At 66.0% G+C, this 13926-nt stretch carries 13 protein-coding genes; 3 read left to right on the forward strand and 10 right to left on the reverse strand.

Translation table 11 applies throughout. The annotated features are described in order from the left end of the window. Positions 1-187: 187 nt before the first annotated feature. Positions 188-898, reverse strand: coding sequence for a hypothetical protein (locus F5544_RS01010; RefSeq protein WP_167471432.1), 711 nt, complete (start codon positions 896-898; stop codon positions 188-190). 317 nt (positions 899-1215) lie between these two features. Here F5544_RS01010 and rfbB point away from each other — a divergent pair, with 317 nt between their 5' ends. Then, entirely contained in the window at positions 1216-2220 is a 1005-nt protein-coding gene (gene rfbB, locus F5544_RS01015) for a dTDP-glucose 4,6-dehydratase (RefSeq protein WP_167471433.1), read from the forward strand. Positions 2221-2226: 6 nt separating this feature from the next. Here rfbB and F5544_RS01020 read toward each other — a convergent pair whose 3' ends face one another. Both F5544_RS01020 and F5544_RS01025 read right to left on the reverse strand, forming a co-directional pair. After that, positions 2227-3783 (reverse strand): DUF2142 domain-containing protein, encoded by a 1557-nt coding sequence (locus F5544_RS01020; RefSeq protein ID WP_167471434.1) that lies wholly within the window; start codon positions 3781-3783, stop codon positions 2227-2229. Beyond that, positions 3780-4784 carry a glycosyltransferase gene (locus F5544_RS01025; protein WP_167471435.1) on the reverse strand — a complete coding sequence of 335 codons (1005 nt, stop codon included), beginning with the start codon at positions 4782-4784 and terminating at the stop codon, positions 3780-3782. Before F5544_RS01025 ends, F5544_RS01020 begins: the two co-directional genes overlap by 4 nt. 113 nt (positions 4785-4897) lie before the next feature. Between F5544_RS01025 and F5544_RS01030 the strand changes: the two genes are divergently transcribed. Together F5544_RS01030 and F5544_RS01035 are read left to right on the forward strand one after the other, a co-directional pair. Beyond that, positions 4898-5419: a GtrA family protein gene (locus F5544_RS01030; RefSeq protein WP_238847031.1), complete on the forward strand. Its 522-nt coding sequence runs from the start codon at positions 4898-4900 to the stop codon at positions 5417-5419. A gap of 240 nt (positions 5420-5659) precedes the next feature. Next, positions 5660-7561, forward strand: a complete 1902-nt coding sequence (locus F5544_RS01035) for a glycosyltransferase (protein WP_167471436.1) — start codon at positions 5660-5662, stop codon at positions 7559-7561. A 52-nt stretch (positions 7562-7613) separates the two neighbouring features. Here the strand turns inward: F5544_RS01035 and F5544_RS01040 are convergent, their stop codons facing one another. The 7 genes from F5544_RS01040 to wzt all read right to left on the reverse strand — a co-directional run bounded on the left by F5544_RS01040 (position 7614) and on the right by wzt (position 13916). Next, positions 7614-8123, reverse strand: a complete 510-nt coding sequence (locus F5544_RS01040) for an O-acetyl-ADP-ribose deacetylase (RefSeq protein ID WP_167478893.1) — start codon at positions 8121-8123, stop codon at positions 7614-7616. 79 nt (positions 8124-8202) lie between these two features. Next, positions 8203-9054, reverse strand: coding sequence for an SDR family oxidoreductase (locus F5544_RS01045; RefSeq protein ID WP_167471437.1), 852 nt, complete (start codon positions 9052-9054; stop codon positions 8203-8205). A 139-nt stretch (positions 9055-9193) separates the two neighbouring features. Continuing rightward, positions 9194-9886, reverse strand: a complete 693-nt coding sequence (locus F5544_RS46135; RefSeq protein ID WP_238847032.1) for a hypothetical protein — start codon at positions 9884-9886, stop codon at positions 9194-9196. Between the two features lie 186 nt (positions 9887-10072). Continuing rightward, positions 10073-11119 (reverse strand): ribosome small subunit-dependent GTPase A, encoded by a 1047-nt coding sequence (gene rsgA / locus F5544_RS01055; protein ID WP_167471438.1) that lies wholly within the window; start codon positions 11117-11119, stop codon positions 10073-10075. A 196-nt stretch (positions 11120-11315) separates the two neighbouring features. Continuing rightward, on the reverse strand, positions 11316-11990 hold the full coding sequence (locus tag F5544_RS01060) for an immunity protein Imm33 domain-containing protein (protein WP_167471439.1): 675 nt from the start codon (positions 11988-11990) through the stop codon (positions 11316-11318). Between the two features lie 34 nt (positions 11991-12024). Then, entirely contained in the window at positions 12025-13062 is a 1038-nt protein-coding gene (glfT1, locus tag F5544_RS01065; protein ID WP_238847033.1) for a galactofuranosyltransferase GlfT1, read from the reverse strand. Further along, on the reverse strand, positions 13059-13916 hold the full coding sequence (wzt, locus tag F5544_RS01070; protein ID WP_167471440.1) for a galactan export ABC transporter ATP-binding subunit Wzt/RfbE: 858 nt from the start codon (positions 13914-13916) through the stop codon (positions 13059-13061). Before wzt ends, glfT1 begins: the two co-directional genes overlap by 4 nt. Positions 13917-13926 lie beyond the last annotated feature (10 nt).

Consider the following 13926-nt stretch of genomic DNA (forward strand, 5'->3'; position numbering starts at 1 on the left):
GCTGTGGTCCTCTATCAGGTGCGTTTGCAAGTGGTAGTGACCGGTAACTGAATTCGCGAATCTTCAGCAACTCGGCCGGGCCAAGAGAAACCCCGCCCGGTAAGGCTGCCGGGCGGGGTTCCTGGCTCGCTGTTCGGTTGTGCGAGTTCAGTTGTGTGAATTCAGTTGTGCGAGAAGGTGCTTCGTCTCACTTGGACGGTGCCGGGGTGAACGGCGCGTTGATGGTGGTGAAGTACTGCACGGCGGCCGCGATGGCGACCGGCGCGGTGATCAGGATGTTGGTCGCGATACCACCGAGCGGAGCGGCGGTGGCGGCGCCACCGATGCAGCCGACGAGCGCGGCCGGGATGAACGGGCCGAACAGACCGGCGATGGTCGCCGCGGCCACGGTCGCGCCGACGATGCCGCCGAGCACGCAACCGACGGTCGCGCCGCCGATGGTGCCGACCACGGTCGCGACGGTCGCGGCGAGGGAGATCTCGTCCTTCATCCGGTTCCAGGCGGCCTGCTCACGGTCGTACGGGGTCTTCCACGGAGCGACGTCCTCGTACGGCAACGCGACCGGCTTGTAGGTCGCGTGGTCCATGTCGTACTGCGGGGTCAGGGTCACCGACTTGTCGGCGACGTTCGCGGCGATCGGGAATTCGAAGTCGTTGACCCGGAACGTCAGCGGGGTACCCGCCATGACGGTCCCGTCGGCGGCCTTGATCTTCAGTACCCCGTCCTCGACGTCGATCGAGCCCGAGTCGGTCTTGATAACGGTGGCGTTGGCGTTGTCGGGAGACTGAGCGACGCTCACTCCCACCTGCTCGGCCGGTTGCGCGTTGACAGTGCCCGCGGTGACGCCGAGGGCGGCGATCACCAACGCCGACGTCGCGGCGAATTTCCTCATCAGCATTTTGTTGTGAACCTCGATGTGAAGCGTTCGGAGGGGACTAACCGATCGAAATCTAGACCAGCTAACGCATGGTGAACCGTTTGTGACCGTTTATTCAAATTATGTTCACCGTCGAGACTCGAGGCTCGGTGAGATAGGTAAACGCGCACTGAAAGACAGGTTTTTGCCTTTAGATCAGACTGATGGAATCTGATCGTCGTGACTTTTGGGCCGGGCCTTTGAGAGCAAGCTCACAGCCCTCCCGCTGGTAACGCGCGCCTGTTCGGGGCCGACGGTTGGTCGCCGCCGTGCCCGCGTCAGGACGTAAGGTCGTGGGCGTGCGACTGCTCGTAACCGGCGGAGCCGGCTTCATCGGCGCGAACTTCGTCCACCAGACGGTGGCCGAGCGGCCCGACCTGACGATAACGGTCCTTGACGCGTTGACCTACGCCGGGAATCGCGCCTCGCTCGACCCCGTCGCCGACCGCATTGATTTCGTGCACGGCGATATCGCCGATCTGGATCTGGTCGACGAGTTGGTCAGCGGGGTGGATGCGGTGGTGCATTTCGCCGCCGAATCGCATAACGACAACTCGCTGGCCGAACCGTGGCCATTCGTGCAGACCAATATCGTCGGCACCTATTCACTGCTGCAGGCGGTGCGCCGCCACGACGTGCGCTACCACCACGTATCCACCGACGAGGTCTACGGCGACCTGGCCCCCGACGAGCCCGCCTTCACCGAGACCACCGCATACAACCCGTCCAGCCCCTATTCGGCCACCAAGGCGGGCAGCGACATGCTGGTCCGCGCCTGGACCCGCTCGTTCGGCGTGCGCGCGACGATCTCCAACTGCAGCAACAACTATGGCCCCTACCAGCATGTGGAGAAGTTCATCCCGCGCCAGATCACCAATCTGATCGACGGCGTGCGCCCCCGTCTCTACGGCGCGGGTCACCAGGTGCGCGACTGGATCCACGTGCACGACCACAATCGCGCGGTGTGGGACATCCTGGAGCGCGGCCGCATCGGGCAGACCTATCTGATCGGCGCCCAGGGCGAACTCGACAACAAATCGGTGGTGCGGCTGCTGCTCGAGGCGTTCGGCCGCGATCCGGACGACTTCGACCACGTCACCGACCGGCGCGGGCACGATCAGCGCTACGCGATCGACGCGTCGCTGCTGCGTGCGGAATTGGGTTGGGAGCCGAAGTATTCCGACTTCCGGACCGGGCTCGCGGAGACCGTGCGCTGGTACCAGGACAACGAATCCTGGTGGCGGCCAAGGAAAGCCGAGACCGAAAAGGCATACGCGGCGGCGGGCGAGCAGACCCTGAGCTGAGGCCGTTCAGCCCCAGACCACGGTCGTGTACTTCAGGACCGCCGCCGTCAGCGCGACAACCGTGGCGATCACGACGGTCCATGCGGCGCCGGTGGTGGGCACCCGGCCGGCGCTTCCGGTGAGCCGCAACGGCATCCAGCGCAGCAGCGCCGCGAACGCGAGCACCGCCAACGGCACGAAGTACCTGCCCTGCACGCCGTCGATGATGTAGTAGTCGACCGGTGTGAACGACATGTACAGCGTCACGTAGATCATCGCGACGCTGGCCGCCACCACCAGCGCGACGATCAGCGTCTTGCGGAACGTCGCGGTGTCCCGGTTCATCCGGTCGGCTGTTCCGATGGCGATGCCGAAGGCCAGCAGGCAGGTCACGATGGACAGCGCGGGCACGTCGACGTAGGCGAAGCCGAGCTCACCGAAGAACTGGGTGAACCACCGCTGGTCGCGCAGCCAGACGCTGTCGCCGAAGACGCTCAGGAAATGACCCGGGTCGGTGAGGATTCCGTGCAGCTGCTCACCGGGTTTCACCGAATGCCATTGTGCCTGCGGGCGCATCAGGCCCATACCCTCGCCGGTCGGCGCGGCGATCTTCATCCACACCGCGAAGGCCACCGCGCCGATTCCGGCGAAAACCCAAGGAAGCCAGCGCAACCAGCCGCGGAGTCCGAGCCGGTCGGCGGGTGCGACCACCACCAGCATGGCCATCAGCACGTAGGTCGGCTTGCTGACCGGCAGCAGCACGGTCGCGGCCAGCAGCGCCGCGGTTTCCACCGGACGCAGCCGGTGGCCCAGGAACAACGCCTTGACCAGCAGCGCGGAGAACATGATCGCCAGCGCGTTGGTCATGGTGTCGGCGGTGACGGTGCCCGCCTGGAAGATGGCGATGGGCAGCACCGCGACGGTGAACGCCAGCCACTGCACCCGGTGCGCGCGCAGCGCCCACAGTCCGAAGCCCACCACGATCAGGTAGGCGAGCAGTCCGGCCAGCCGGGTGAGCAGGACCATTCCGCCGGTGTGCAGGCCGATCAGCTCGGCGAACCGAATGCCAACGGCCGCTGGAACATACGGCACGGGTGAGTAGGCGGCGGTGTTGGTGAACCACACCGTTTTGGTATCCGAGGAAATGGGTGCCGAGCCGAGCCTGCCGTAGGCGGCGGGGTCGGAGACCATCGGATCCGGCTCGCCGATCTTGCGGTTGTAGTCCTCGAACGCATAGCCCATCAGCGCATCGATGCTGCGCGGCACCTCGCCGCCGTATGCGACGCCGCGGTCGTCGGATATGCGCTGCGGCAGGAATCCGCCGTGCGCCACCTGGTAGGCGCGGCCGAACTGGGTGATCTCGTCGTGTCCCCAGAACGCCGGGGTCTGGTAGGTGAACAGCGTGCCGAAGACGGTCGCGATCACCGCGAAAGCGATGGTGGCCGCGCCGAATCGGGCGAACAGCCGCCGGATGAAACGCGAATACCGGCTCGGTGCAGCGATCTTGGCTGCCGCAGGAGATTCTTCCGTTGTGGCGCCGTTGGTTTCGGCCAACGCGGCGGCCCGTTCCGCGGAGGTTGTCACCGGCCCGCCCCGCCGTCACCGCCGTTTCCGGTGAGCGGGAACAGAGTTGGGCCGCGCTGCGGTTCCTCCGCGCCGACCGCCGAATACCGCAGGTAGACAAGGCGTGCCGCCTCATGCCTGGACCGGCGGATACCGTCGAGGATCAGGCCTGCGGTCCACGCCAGGCTGCCGAGCAGCAGCAGGGTGAATCCGAGGAACAGCGTCGGGAAGCGCGGCACCTCATGGGTTTGGGTGAATTCGATGACGATCGGAATGGTCAGGATGATGGAGACCAACCAGCTCAGCGTGCCGAACAGCCCGTAGAACGCGACCGGCCGCTCATGCCTGGCCAGGCCGATGATCAGCGCCAGGATCTTGAATCCGTCGTGGTAGGTGCGCAGTTTGCTCTCGCTGCCCGCCGGGCGGTCGCGGAAGCCGACCGGCACCGCGGTGCGCGGCACCCGCAGGTGCAGCGAATGCACCGTCAGCTCGGTCTCGATCTCGAATTCGCGCGATACCGCGGGGAAGCTCTTCACGAAGCGGCGGGAGAACACCCGGAAGCCGCTCAGCATATCCTCGACGTTCTCCCCGAACACCTTGCCGACCACGCCGTTGAGCACCTTGTTCCCGGTTTCGTGGCCCGCGCGGTAGGCGGAGGCGCCCTCGTCCTGCTTGCGCACGCCCAGTACGTGGTCGTAGGGGCCCTCGAGCAGGGTCTTGATCATCAGCGGCGCGGCCGACGCCTCGTAGGTGTCGTCGCCGTCGATCATCAGGTAGACGTCGGCCTCGATATCGGCGAAGGCGCGCCGGACCACATTGCCCTTGCCCTTCGTGGTCTCCTGGCGCACGATGGCGCCCGCCGCGCCTGCGCATTCGGCGGTGGCGTCGGTGCTGAGATTGTCGTAGACGTAGACGACGATCCCCGGCACGGCGGCCTGCAGGTCGGTGACGACCTTGGCGACCGAGGCCTCTTCGTTGTGGCACGGGACCACGGCGGCAATACGAAGCTCGGTGGAGTCCACCCGGGTCAATCCTCGGAGTCGGCGGTGAATTGGGGAACACCGGGAGGGTACAGGGAACGAGGGGTGTGCGCGCACCCCGGCTGGCCGTGTTGTCGGTGGGGTACCGTCGGCCGGTGTCTTTCCCTGAGCACCCAGCGTCTTTCTCCGAATACCCGGCGCAGGCCGAGGAACGCGAGGCGCCCGGCGTGCCGCTGTTGACCAGGGTGCTCGGCGCGTTGCGGCAGGGCAGCGCGTTCCTGGTGGTGGGCGCGATCGGCTTCCTGGTCGACGCGGGCACCTACAACCTGCTGGTCTTCTGGGGTGGCGAGGGTGTTCTGTACCACGCGCCGCTACCCGCCAAGATCATCGCGATCGCGGTGGCCACCGTGGTGACCTACTTCGGTAACAAGTGGTGGACCTTCGGGCACAAGCGGACCGACAACCCGGCGCGGGAGTACCTGCTGTACGCGGTCTTCAACGTGGTCGCGATCGGCCTGCAGTTGGGTTGCCTGGGGTTCTCCCGCTACGTCCTCGATTTGTCTACTCCCTTGTCGGACAACATCTCCGGGACGTTGATCGGCCAGATCGTCGCGGTCGTCTTCCGTTATTGGGCATATGACCGGTTTGTATTCGTCGGCGACCGGAATCGGAAATGATCCGACCATGGGTCGTCAACGTTAAATGAGCGTTAACTTGGCGCTTGTGGCGAATATCGGGCAACCGAATTTCGATCTGTTTGCACCAAATGTCCGGATGGCAAACCGGGCGGTTTGTCCGACTGAGGCGCGTCGCCGATCGGGCGCACCGCTGGCTCGGTTGATATCCTCACCCCCGCCGCGAACGGCATCCCAGGGGCGTGTCTGTCCCGCCGGCACAATCAGGATTTCGAGGACTTCATGGACCAGTCGGCTACCCAGGCCGTAACCGAGACGAATCAGCGCCCGACCGCGGATGCCGCGCCCGCCTCGCTACGCGCGGACCATCGGGCGCCCGATCGGCTCGTGCTGCAGCGCGGCATCTTCACCGGCCCGTCGGCGAAGGTGAGCGACGAGCTGTACGCGGTATTCGTCAAGGGGCGCGGCGATCGGACCCGGCAGGCGCTGCGGCTGGAAAAGGGCGCGAGCGCGCACACCAACACCTACTTCGGCCGGTTCGCGGCGAGCTACTGGCAGCGCTGGACCACGGTCACCGAGGTGCGCGCCGGGATGGTCCTCGACGTCGGCAAGGAGGCCAGGGTCCGGCTGGTCGCCTCCGATATCGCCGGGCACCGCCGCATCATCGACACCGCCAAGGTCACCGCGAGCGGTCCGCTGACGCTCACCGCGCCGCTGGACCAGTACGTCGACGGTGGTGCGCTGTGGCTCGAATTCGATGCCGTCGGCGGCGAACTCGGCATCACCGACCTCGCCTGGACCTCGGTCGCGCCCGATCACATGCGCCCGGTCGCCATCGCGATCTGCACCTTCAACCGGGCCGAGGACTGTGCGAATACCGTTGCCGCCCTTGCCTCCGACCCGACCGTGCTGGCCGCCATCGATGCGGTCTACGTCGTCGATCAGGGCACCGATCTGGTGCGGAACCGGCCGCGCTATCAGGAGACCGCGCCCGCGTTCGGCGACAAGCTGCGCTACATCCAGCAGCCGAATCTCGGTGGCGCCGGCGGTTTCACCCGCGGGCTCTACGAGGTGTCCGCGGTCAACGAGCACGCCGACGTCATCCTGATGGACGATGACATCCTCTGCGAACCGGAAACGGTCCTGCGGCTCAACGCCTTCGCCAATATGACGGTGGAGCCGACGCTGGTCGGCGCGCAGATGCTGTTCCTGCTCAACCCCGACTACCTCAATGTCGGCGCCGAGGAGGTGCACCTGAACGAGCTGCGGCACGGCCAGAAGGTGCCGAAGGCGTTGCGCAACACCAGCATGCTCAAACGGAATCAGGAGCGGCGCGTCGACGCGGGCTACAACGCCTGGTGGACCTGCCTCATCCCGGCCGAGGTGGTGGCACGCATCGGGCTGCCGGTGCCGATCTTCTTCCAGTGGGACGACGTGGAATACGGCATCCGGGCCCGTGAACACGGTTTCGTGACCGTGACGCTGCCCAATGCCGCGGTGTGGCACGCCGACTTCTACTGGAAGGACTACGACGACTGGGCGCGCTATTTCAGCACCCGCAACTCGCTCATCGTCGGTGCGCTGCACACCGAGCTGGACGGAAAGGCCATCACCCGCAAGCTCTTCCGCGAGCTGGCCGAACATCTGGTCGCCATGCAGTACGGCCTGGTGCACACCACCCTGCAGGGCATCGAGGACTTCCTGCGAGGTCCGAAGGTGTTGCGCGACGGCGGAATCGCGGCGCTGGCGGCGGCCAGGTCCAGCCGCACCGACTATCCGGAGACGCTCAAGCATCCCGCCGCGACCCCGCCGGTCCGCTCGGCCGATATCCAAATCCGCAGGGCCGGTGGTGAACCCAGCCGAGCGACGCTGGTGTTGATCAAACGGGCCATCATCCAGTGGACCGGGCGCACCCAGCGCGGGTTGGTCGGCGTCACCCGGGAAGACGCGCACTGGTGGCATGTTTCGCTGTTCGATCATGTCGTGGTCACCGACGCGTCGCAGTCGGGTGTGCGAGTTCGCCAGCGGGACAAGGCGAGAGCGCGCCAACTGCTGTTGCGCACCATCCGGGTGCTGCGCCGCCTGCGCCGCGAACTGCCCGCGCTGCAACAGCAGTACCGCGCCGCCGTGCCCGAGCTCACCAGCCGCGCCAACTGGGAACGCCTCTACGGCATCGGCGACTGAGTCAACCGAGTTGGGCGCGGAAGACCGCGGCGTCGAACTGGTCCGCAATGAATTACGATCGCTCCAGCGCGCTCTCGAACGCCTGGTAGGCCCGCTCGTCGAAGAGTACGAACATCGCGCGGCGCACCGATGTCGTTGCGGCGCGCACTGTTTCGATCGCGATGCGGGCCCCGTCATCGATCGGCCACCGGTAGATCCCCGTCGAGATGGCAGGGAAGGCCACCCCCTCCGCGCCCAATTCGTCCGCGACACGCAAGGATTCGCGATAGCACCCGGCGAGCAGGTCCGACCGGTCCTCGGTCGCCGACCAAACCGGCCCCACCGTGTGGATAACCCATCGGGCGGGCAGCAAACCCGCGGTGGTCGCGACGGCCTGCCCGGTCGGCAGCCCGCGCCCATACCGCGACGCCCGCAGCGCCCGACATTCCGCCAATATCGCGGGCCCGCCCTTGCGATGAATGGCCCCGTCCACCCCGCCACCGCCGAGCAGCGACGAGTTGGCCGCGTTCACGATCGCATCCACCCGCTGCTCGGTGATATCACCCAGCGTCAGCGTGATCATCGGATTACCGCTCACCGCACCGACGCTAGCGTATCTGTGCCGTGCGGCAACGGATGACGTTGCCGCACAGCGCATCGGCTCAGAGGAACAGGTCGGTGGTGAGTTCGGTGTCGCCGGGGACGACGCGGTACTTGTCGAGGTCGGTTATGCCGTGTGCGGCAAGCACCTCGTCATCGATGAAGAAATTGCCGGTGGTGTCCTTGGCGGGCGAGGTGAGCACCAGGTAGGCGGCGTCGGCGTAGATATCCGGGGTGCGGGATGTCGCGATCATCTGATCGCCGCCGAGCAGGTTGCGCACCGCGGCGGTGGCGATGGTCGTGCGCGGCCACAGCGAGTTGACACCGATGCCGTCGCCCTTCAGTTCCTCCGCCAAACCCAGTGTGGTGAGCGACATTCCGTACTTGGCGATGGTGTAGCCGAGCGAGCTGCCCGCCCATTTGGGATCCAGGTTGAGCGGCGGGGAGAGGGTGAGAATGTGCGGATTGCGACCCTTGGCGGCGGATTCGCGCAGCGCGGGCAGGCTCGACTTGGACAGCAGGAAGCTGCCGCGGCAGTTGATGTCCTGCATCAGGTCGTATTTCTTCATCGACAGCGCGTCGGTCGATGACAGGTCGATGGCCGATGCGTTGTTGACGACGATGTCGATCCCGCCGAACCGCTCGACCGTCTGCCGTACCGCCTCGGCAACCGCGTCGTCGTCGCGGACATCGCCGACGAATGGCAGGACCCGTCCACCCGCCGCCTCCAGCTCGGCGGCCGCGGTATGGATGGTGCCGGGCAGTTTGGGATGCGGCTGGTCGGTCTTGGCGATCAGGGTGATGTTGGCGCCGTCGGCCGCCGCCCGCTTGGCGATCTCCAGGCCGATGCCGCGACTGCCGCCCGACATGATCATCGTCTTACCCGCGAGCGGCTTGGATCCCGGTTCCGTCATTGACCTGCTCCTGTCGTATGTGCCGCGGGTGTGGCGCGGCCCGCGCTTGCAGATTAAGCGTAAACGACGGTTCTATGCAATCAGTTGCATAGGTAGTTCGAGAAAAAGGCGCCGGGATAACCGGCGCCCTTTCGATCAGCTATGCCATCGCGAGCAGCGTGGGCAAGAAGATCAGCACGATGAGGAGCGCGAAGACGATGAGCATGGCGATCGCGCCGGGCGTCTTCTGCGGCACCGGCCCTATCGCACCCTTGAGGAAAATCAGTGCGGGAGTCCGGTAGTACACCCGCGTGCCCTGTCCGGGGCCGACCTGCACCTGGGTCTGTGCCGGGCCCATATCGAACATCCACGGCGTCGCCACCCACACGTCGTACGTGCCGGGCCCGACCGGAATGTGGTTCGGCCCCCACTGGGTGACCGGAACCGGCTGGCCGTTGATCCGGATCTTCGGCTTCACCAGCGCGAGCATGAACGACATCGGCAGATATGAGGCGTCGATGGTGAGCCCCGGCGGATCGTTCGGTTGCCCGAACTGCCCGCCCTGCTGGCCGAATTGCGCAGGGGGCTGGCCGAATTGACCATTCGGCTGACCGAACTGCGGCCCCGGCTGATTGAACTGCTGACCCGGCTGCCCGAACTGCGGCGGCGCACCGTACTGCGGTCCGGACGGCGCGAACTGCGGGCCGTTACCCGGCTGGGCGCCGTATGGATTTCCGGCCGGGGTCTGCCCGTACTGCGGCGGATATGGTGCGGGCTGCTGACCGTAGCCCTGGCCGGGTCCGCTGCCCGGATACGACTGACCTGCTGGCGGGAACCCACCGGGTTGATTCATCTATCCCTCCCAGATAGCGATGATGCGTGCCGAATCTACTCCGGCTCGGCCGATTCGGCGCAATCAGCTCTGCCCCTGGTTATCCGGGTCTTTTCGATCGGAGAGCGCCGCTGAGCTACTTACCCGCCGGGCCGGTGCGGGAAACCCGCCGCGCGCAATCGCTTTCGCGCGACGGGTGTCTTACCGTCAGCGGCGAGAGCCGCGATCCCGATAGATCTGCCGCTGCTGCCTGGCGACAACCTTCCATTCCCGGCTGCGCTCGGCCTGCAGGCGCTTGTCGGTTCTGGCGGCCATCCAGGCGTTCTCCCTGGCCAGCTTGCGATAGCTGTCGAAGCGGCGCGCCGCGAGCGCGCCGCTGTCGAGTGCGGCCGCGATCGCGCAGCCGGGTTCGCCGTTGTGTGCGCAGTCGGCGAATCGGCATTGCGCGGTGAGGGATTCGATATCGCTGAAGGTCTTCTCGATACCGTCGGCGGCGTCCCACAGCCCGATTCCGCGCAGTCCTGGCGTATCGATCAACGTGCCGCCCGAGGGCAGCGGCCGCAGTTCCCGATGCACCGTCGTATGCCTGCCCTTCTTGTCCACCGCGCGAACCGCGTTGGTGGCGAACACTTCCGCGCCGAGTAGGGCGTTGGCGAGGGTGGATTTACCCGCGCCGGACATGCCGAGCAGTGCGACCGTGCCGTCGAGTAGTGCGGTGAGCACGTCGAGTCCGGCGCCGGTATTCGCGCTGACCGACACTACTACCGCGCCCGGCGCGACAGCCTGTGCCTCGTCCAGTGGAATATGTTGCGCCGCATCGGCTTTGGTGAGGACGACGACCGGCTGGGCATTGCTTTCCCAGACCAGCGCGAGCATCCGCTCCAGCCGTCCGAGATCGAGATCGTCGTCGGCGGCAACGCAGATCAGCACCGTATCGACGTTCGCGGCGAGCACCTGCGGTTCCGAACGCCGCGACGCGCTGGCCCGGACGATCGCCGACCGGCGCGGAAGTAGTTGCCGCACCGCGTTTTCCGAATCGATGCCAACCCAGTCGCCGGTGCACAGCCCGCTGATCTCGGAGTCCGGCCGCGGACAGGTGGCTCGCGCCGGACCACTCGGGGTGACGACATCGCATTCGCTGCGGTCCATTCGGACGATCCGCGCGGGAACGCAACGCTCCTCGAGCAACGAATCGTATTCGGCGGCAACGGATTCGGTCCAGCCATACGGAATGAGAAGGTCGTAGTCGACCATTTGGGAACAGGTCCTTCGTCGGGCGCCGAGCCCGACACGGACTCAGCGAGATGAGTGTGGAGTGGAGGTTCGTGCGGCGGGCGCGGCCCGGCCAGGCACGACAATCCGAACAATCCGCGTCACGATCCACACCTCCTCACCTCTCGAAGCGACCCGACCACTCTCGCAAAGGCTCCGGATACGCGCAATCCATTTTTCAGTCGTCGGCCTGCAGCATGGCCAGATACGACCCGGGCGTCGGCACCAGCGGCTCGCCGTCGAGCATGATCTTCGGCCGGATCCGCCCGGTGAACGTGGTGCGCAACCACGGGATATAGACGGTGGTGCCGAGCGGCAGCGCGAGAAACGGCGTCACGAACGGCATCTTGTCCGTCAGCCGGTAGAGCGTCATCCAATCCGATTTGGTGTGCTCGTGCTTATCGATGCACGGCACATGCCAACCGGAATCCTCCACCTCCAGCGGCTCCTTGCGGCTCAATACGAAAACCGAGGTCTCCAGGCCGCACGGACGAACAGCGACGAGCTGGCTCGGTTTCGGGAAGACGAGCCGGCTGGTCAGGTCGACGCTGGCCGCGACCTCGCGCTGATACCAGAGATCGCGCAGTGTCCGATCCACCTGTTCGGACCACGTATTCAGACCGGTCCGCTCGGCCAGCCCGAGCGTCGTATCGGGGCGCTCGATCACCTGCAGGGTCGACCAGCCGATATCGAGCGTCTTACCCGGCCGGAAGCGCGAACCGTGTGCGACCGCGTCCTCCAGGTAGCTGAGCAGCCAACGGTCGTATCCCGGAATGATCGGGCCTGCGACGATGATCGTGAACTCCGGATGGCCGTGCGCGGCACAAGCCGTAGTCCGCAGCGGTTCACTCATGCGCAGAGTTTGCCTCAGCCGTAGTAGCGGCCGTTCAGTCGGGCTTGCCGAATTGTTCGTGCCTGCCCAGCGAGCGCAGGTGGAACCATTCGCGCAACCCGGCCGGATCGCGGCGGGTGACCAGGAAGAACCAGGAGAAGCGAATCCATTCCTGCGGAAGGAGTTTGCGCATACCCGGCTGGGACATGAGGTAGCCGCGGTTGCGATAGGTGAAGTAGCGCTTGACCGGATCGTCCGGGTACTGGGTGTGCATGCGCCCGCCCAGAATCGGCTTGAACTCCGCCGCGCCGTTCGGATGCAGATATGCGGTTTGCAGGCAGGTGCCGAACGGCAGCCCGGACCGGACCAGGCGCCGGTGCACCTCCACCTCGTCGCCGCGCACGAATAGCCGCAGATCCGGAACACCGATCAGGTCAACGGCTTTCGCGGAGATCAGCGCGCCGTTGAACAGCGATGCGATACCGGGCAGGAAGTCATCGTCGCCGAGTTCGGAGCGCAGCCGCCGCCACACGACGCCGCGGCGCAGCGGGAAGGCCAGCCGATCGGGATCGTCGATATCGCAGACCACCGGCGATACCTCGGCGAGCCCATGGCGGGCGGCGCAATTCAGCAGGGTGGCCAGCACCTCGGCGCCCTCCGGCCTGCCGTCGTCGTCGGCCAGCCACACCCAGTCGGCGCCCTGGGTCAGCGCGTGCAGGATGCCGAGCGCGAAACCGCCTGCCCCGCCTAGGTTGTGCGCCGAACCGAGGTAGGTCGATTCGATCGGCTGCTCCCGCACCAGATCCGCGACCTCGGGCTCGTTCGCATTGTCGACCACGATCAGGTGATCCACCGGCCGGGACTGGGAGACCACGGCTTTCAGCGATTCCGCGAGCAGGTCACGCCGCTTGTGGGTGACGACGACGGCGATGATCCGCGCATCCGCGCCGGTATTCGTCGGCTCGAATGCCGCGAATTCCGGTTCATCCTGCGTCGCAGCGTCTTTCGCCGAATCCGCCGCAGCGTCGGCTGAGTCGACCGGGACCTGCGCCCCTGCCTCGATCGGGGCGTCCTGCCCGGTCGGCTCGCTCATACCTGGTTCTTCTCCAGTTCTCGTTCGGTATCCGTCTCGACCAGCGCCGCGGCCGCGCGCTCGGCCTCCATTTCGCGCAGGATGGTCGCGACGTGATTTCCGGCGTCGGGACCCTCATAGGCGCGCACCACTTCTTCGATGCCGCCGCGCAAACGGATCTGGCCGTGGTCGATCCACAGCGCCGAATCACAGAGTTGAGCGAGGAATTCGTTGGAATGGCTGGCGAACACCAGTATGCCCGACCGGGCCACCAACTCCTGCAACCGAAGTCGCGCCTTCTTCATGAAATCCGCGTCCACCGCGCCGATTCCCTCGTCCAGCAGCAGGATCTCCGGATCGATCGAGGTGACGACGCCCATCGCCAACCGCACCCGCATACCGTGGGAATAGGTGCGCAAGGGCATCTCGAGGTATTTGCCGAGTTCGGTGAAATCGGCGATCTCATCGATCTTGGACAGCATCTGCTTACGGGTCTGTCCGAGGAACAGGCCGCGGATGATGATGTTCTCGTAGCCGGAGATTTCCGGATCCATACCGACCCCGAGATCGAACACCGGCGCCACCCGGCCACGAACCCGGGCGCTGCCGCGCGTTGGTTCATAGATACCGGAAAGCAGTCGCAGCAGCGTGGATTTGCCCGCGCCATTGTGCCCGACCAAGCCGACCCGGTCGCCCTCCTTCATCGAAAGGGTGATGTCGCGCAATGCCTCGACCACGACGACATCGGACTGGTTGCGCCCGATCGCGCCGCCCGCCTTGCCGAGGAACGCCTTTTTCAGCGACCGCGATTTCGCGTCGAAGATCGGGAACTCCACCCACGCCTGGCGGGTTTCGATACTCACACCATCTGTCATCAGGGCCAAC

Source organism: Nocardia arthritidis (assembly GCF_011801145.1).
GTDB classification, from domain to species: Bacteria; Actinomycetota; Actinomycetes; order Mycobacteriales; family Mycobacteriaceae; genus Nocardia; species Nocardia arthritidis_A.

Coding starts and splice junctions, on each gene's coding strand:
- F5544_RS01035 (WP_167471436.1), top strand. CDS start 5,660: ATGGACCAGTCGGCTACCCAGGCCGTAACCGAGACGAATCAGCGCCCG.
- rsgA (WP_167471438.1), bottom strand. CDS start 11,119: ATGGTCGACTACGACCTTCTCATTCCGTATGGCTGGACCGAATCCGTT.
- F5544_RS01010 (WP_167471432.1), bottom strand. CDS start 898: ATGCTGATGAGGAAATTCGCCGCGACGTCGGCGTTGGTGATCGCCGCC.
- wzt (WP_167471440.1), bottom strand. CDS start 13,916: ATGACAGATGGTGTGAGTATCGAAACCCGCCAGGCGTGGGTGGAGTTC.
- F5544_RS01045 (WP_167471437.1), bottom strand. CDS start 9,054: ATGACGGAACCGGGATCCAAGCCGCTCGCGGGTAAGACGATGATCATG.
- F5544_RS01060 (WP_167471439.1), bottom strand. CDS start 11,990: ATGAGTGAACCGCTGCGGACTACGGCTTGTGCCGCGCACGGCCATCCG.
- F5544_RS46135 (WP_238847032.1), bottom strand. CDS start 9,886: ATGAATCAACCCGGTGGGTTCCCGCCAGCAGGTCAGTCGTATCCGGGC.
- F5544_RS01040 (WP_167478893.1), bottom strand. CDS start 8,123: ATGATCACGCTGACGCTGGGTGATATCACCGAGCAGCGGGTGGATGCG.
- glfT1 (WP_238847033.1), bottom strand. CDS start 13,062: ATGAGCGAGCCGACCGGGCAGGACGCCCCGATCGAGGCAGGGGCGCAG.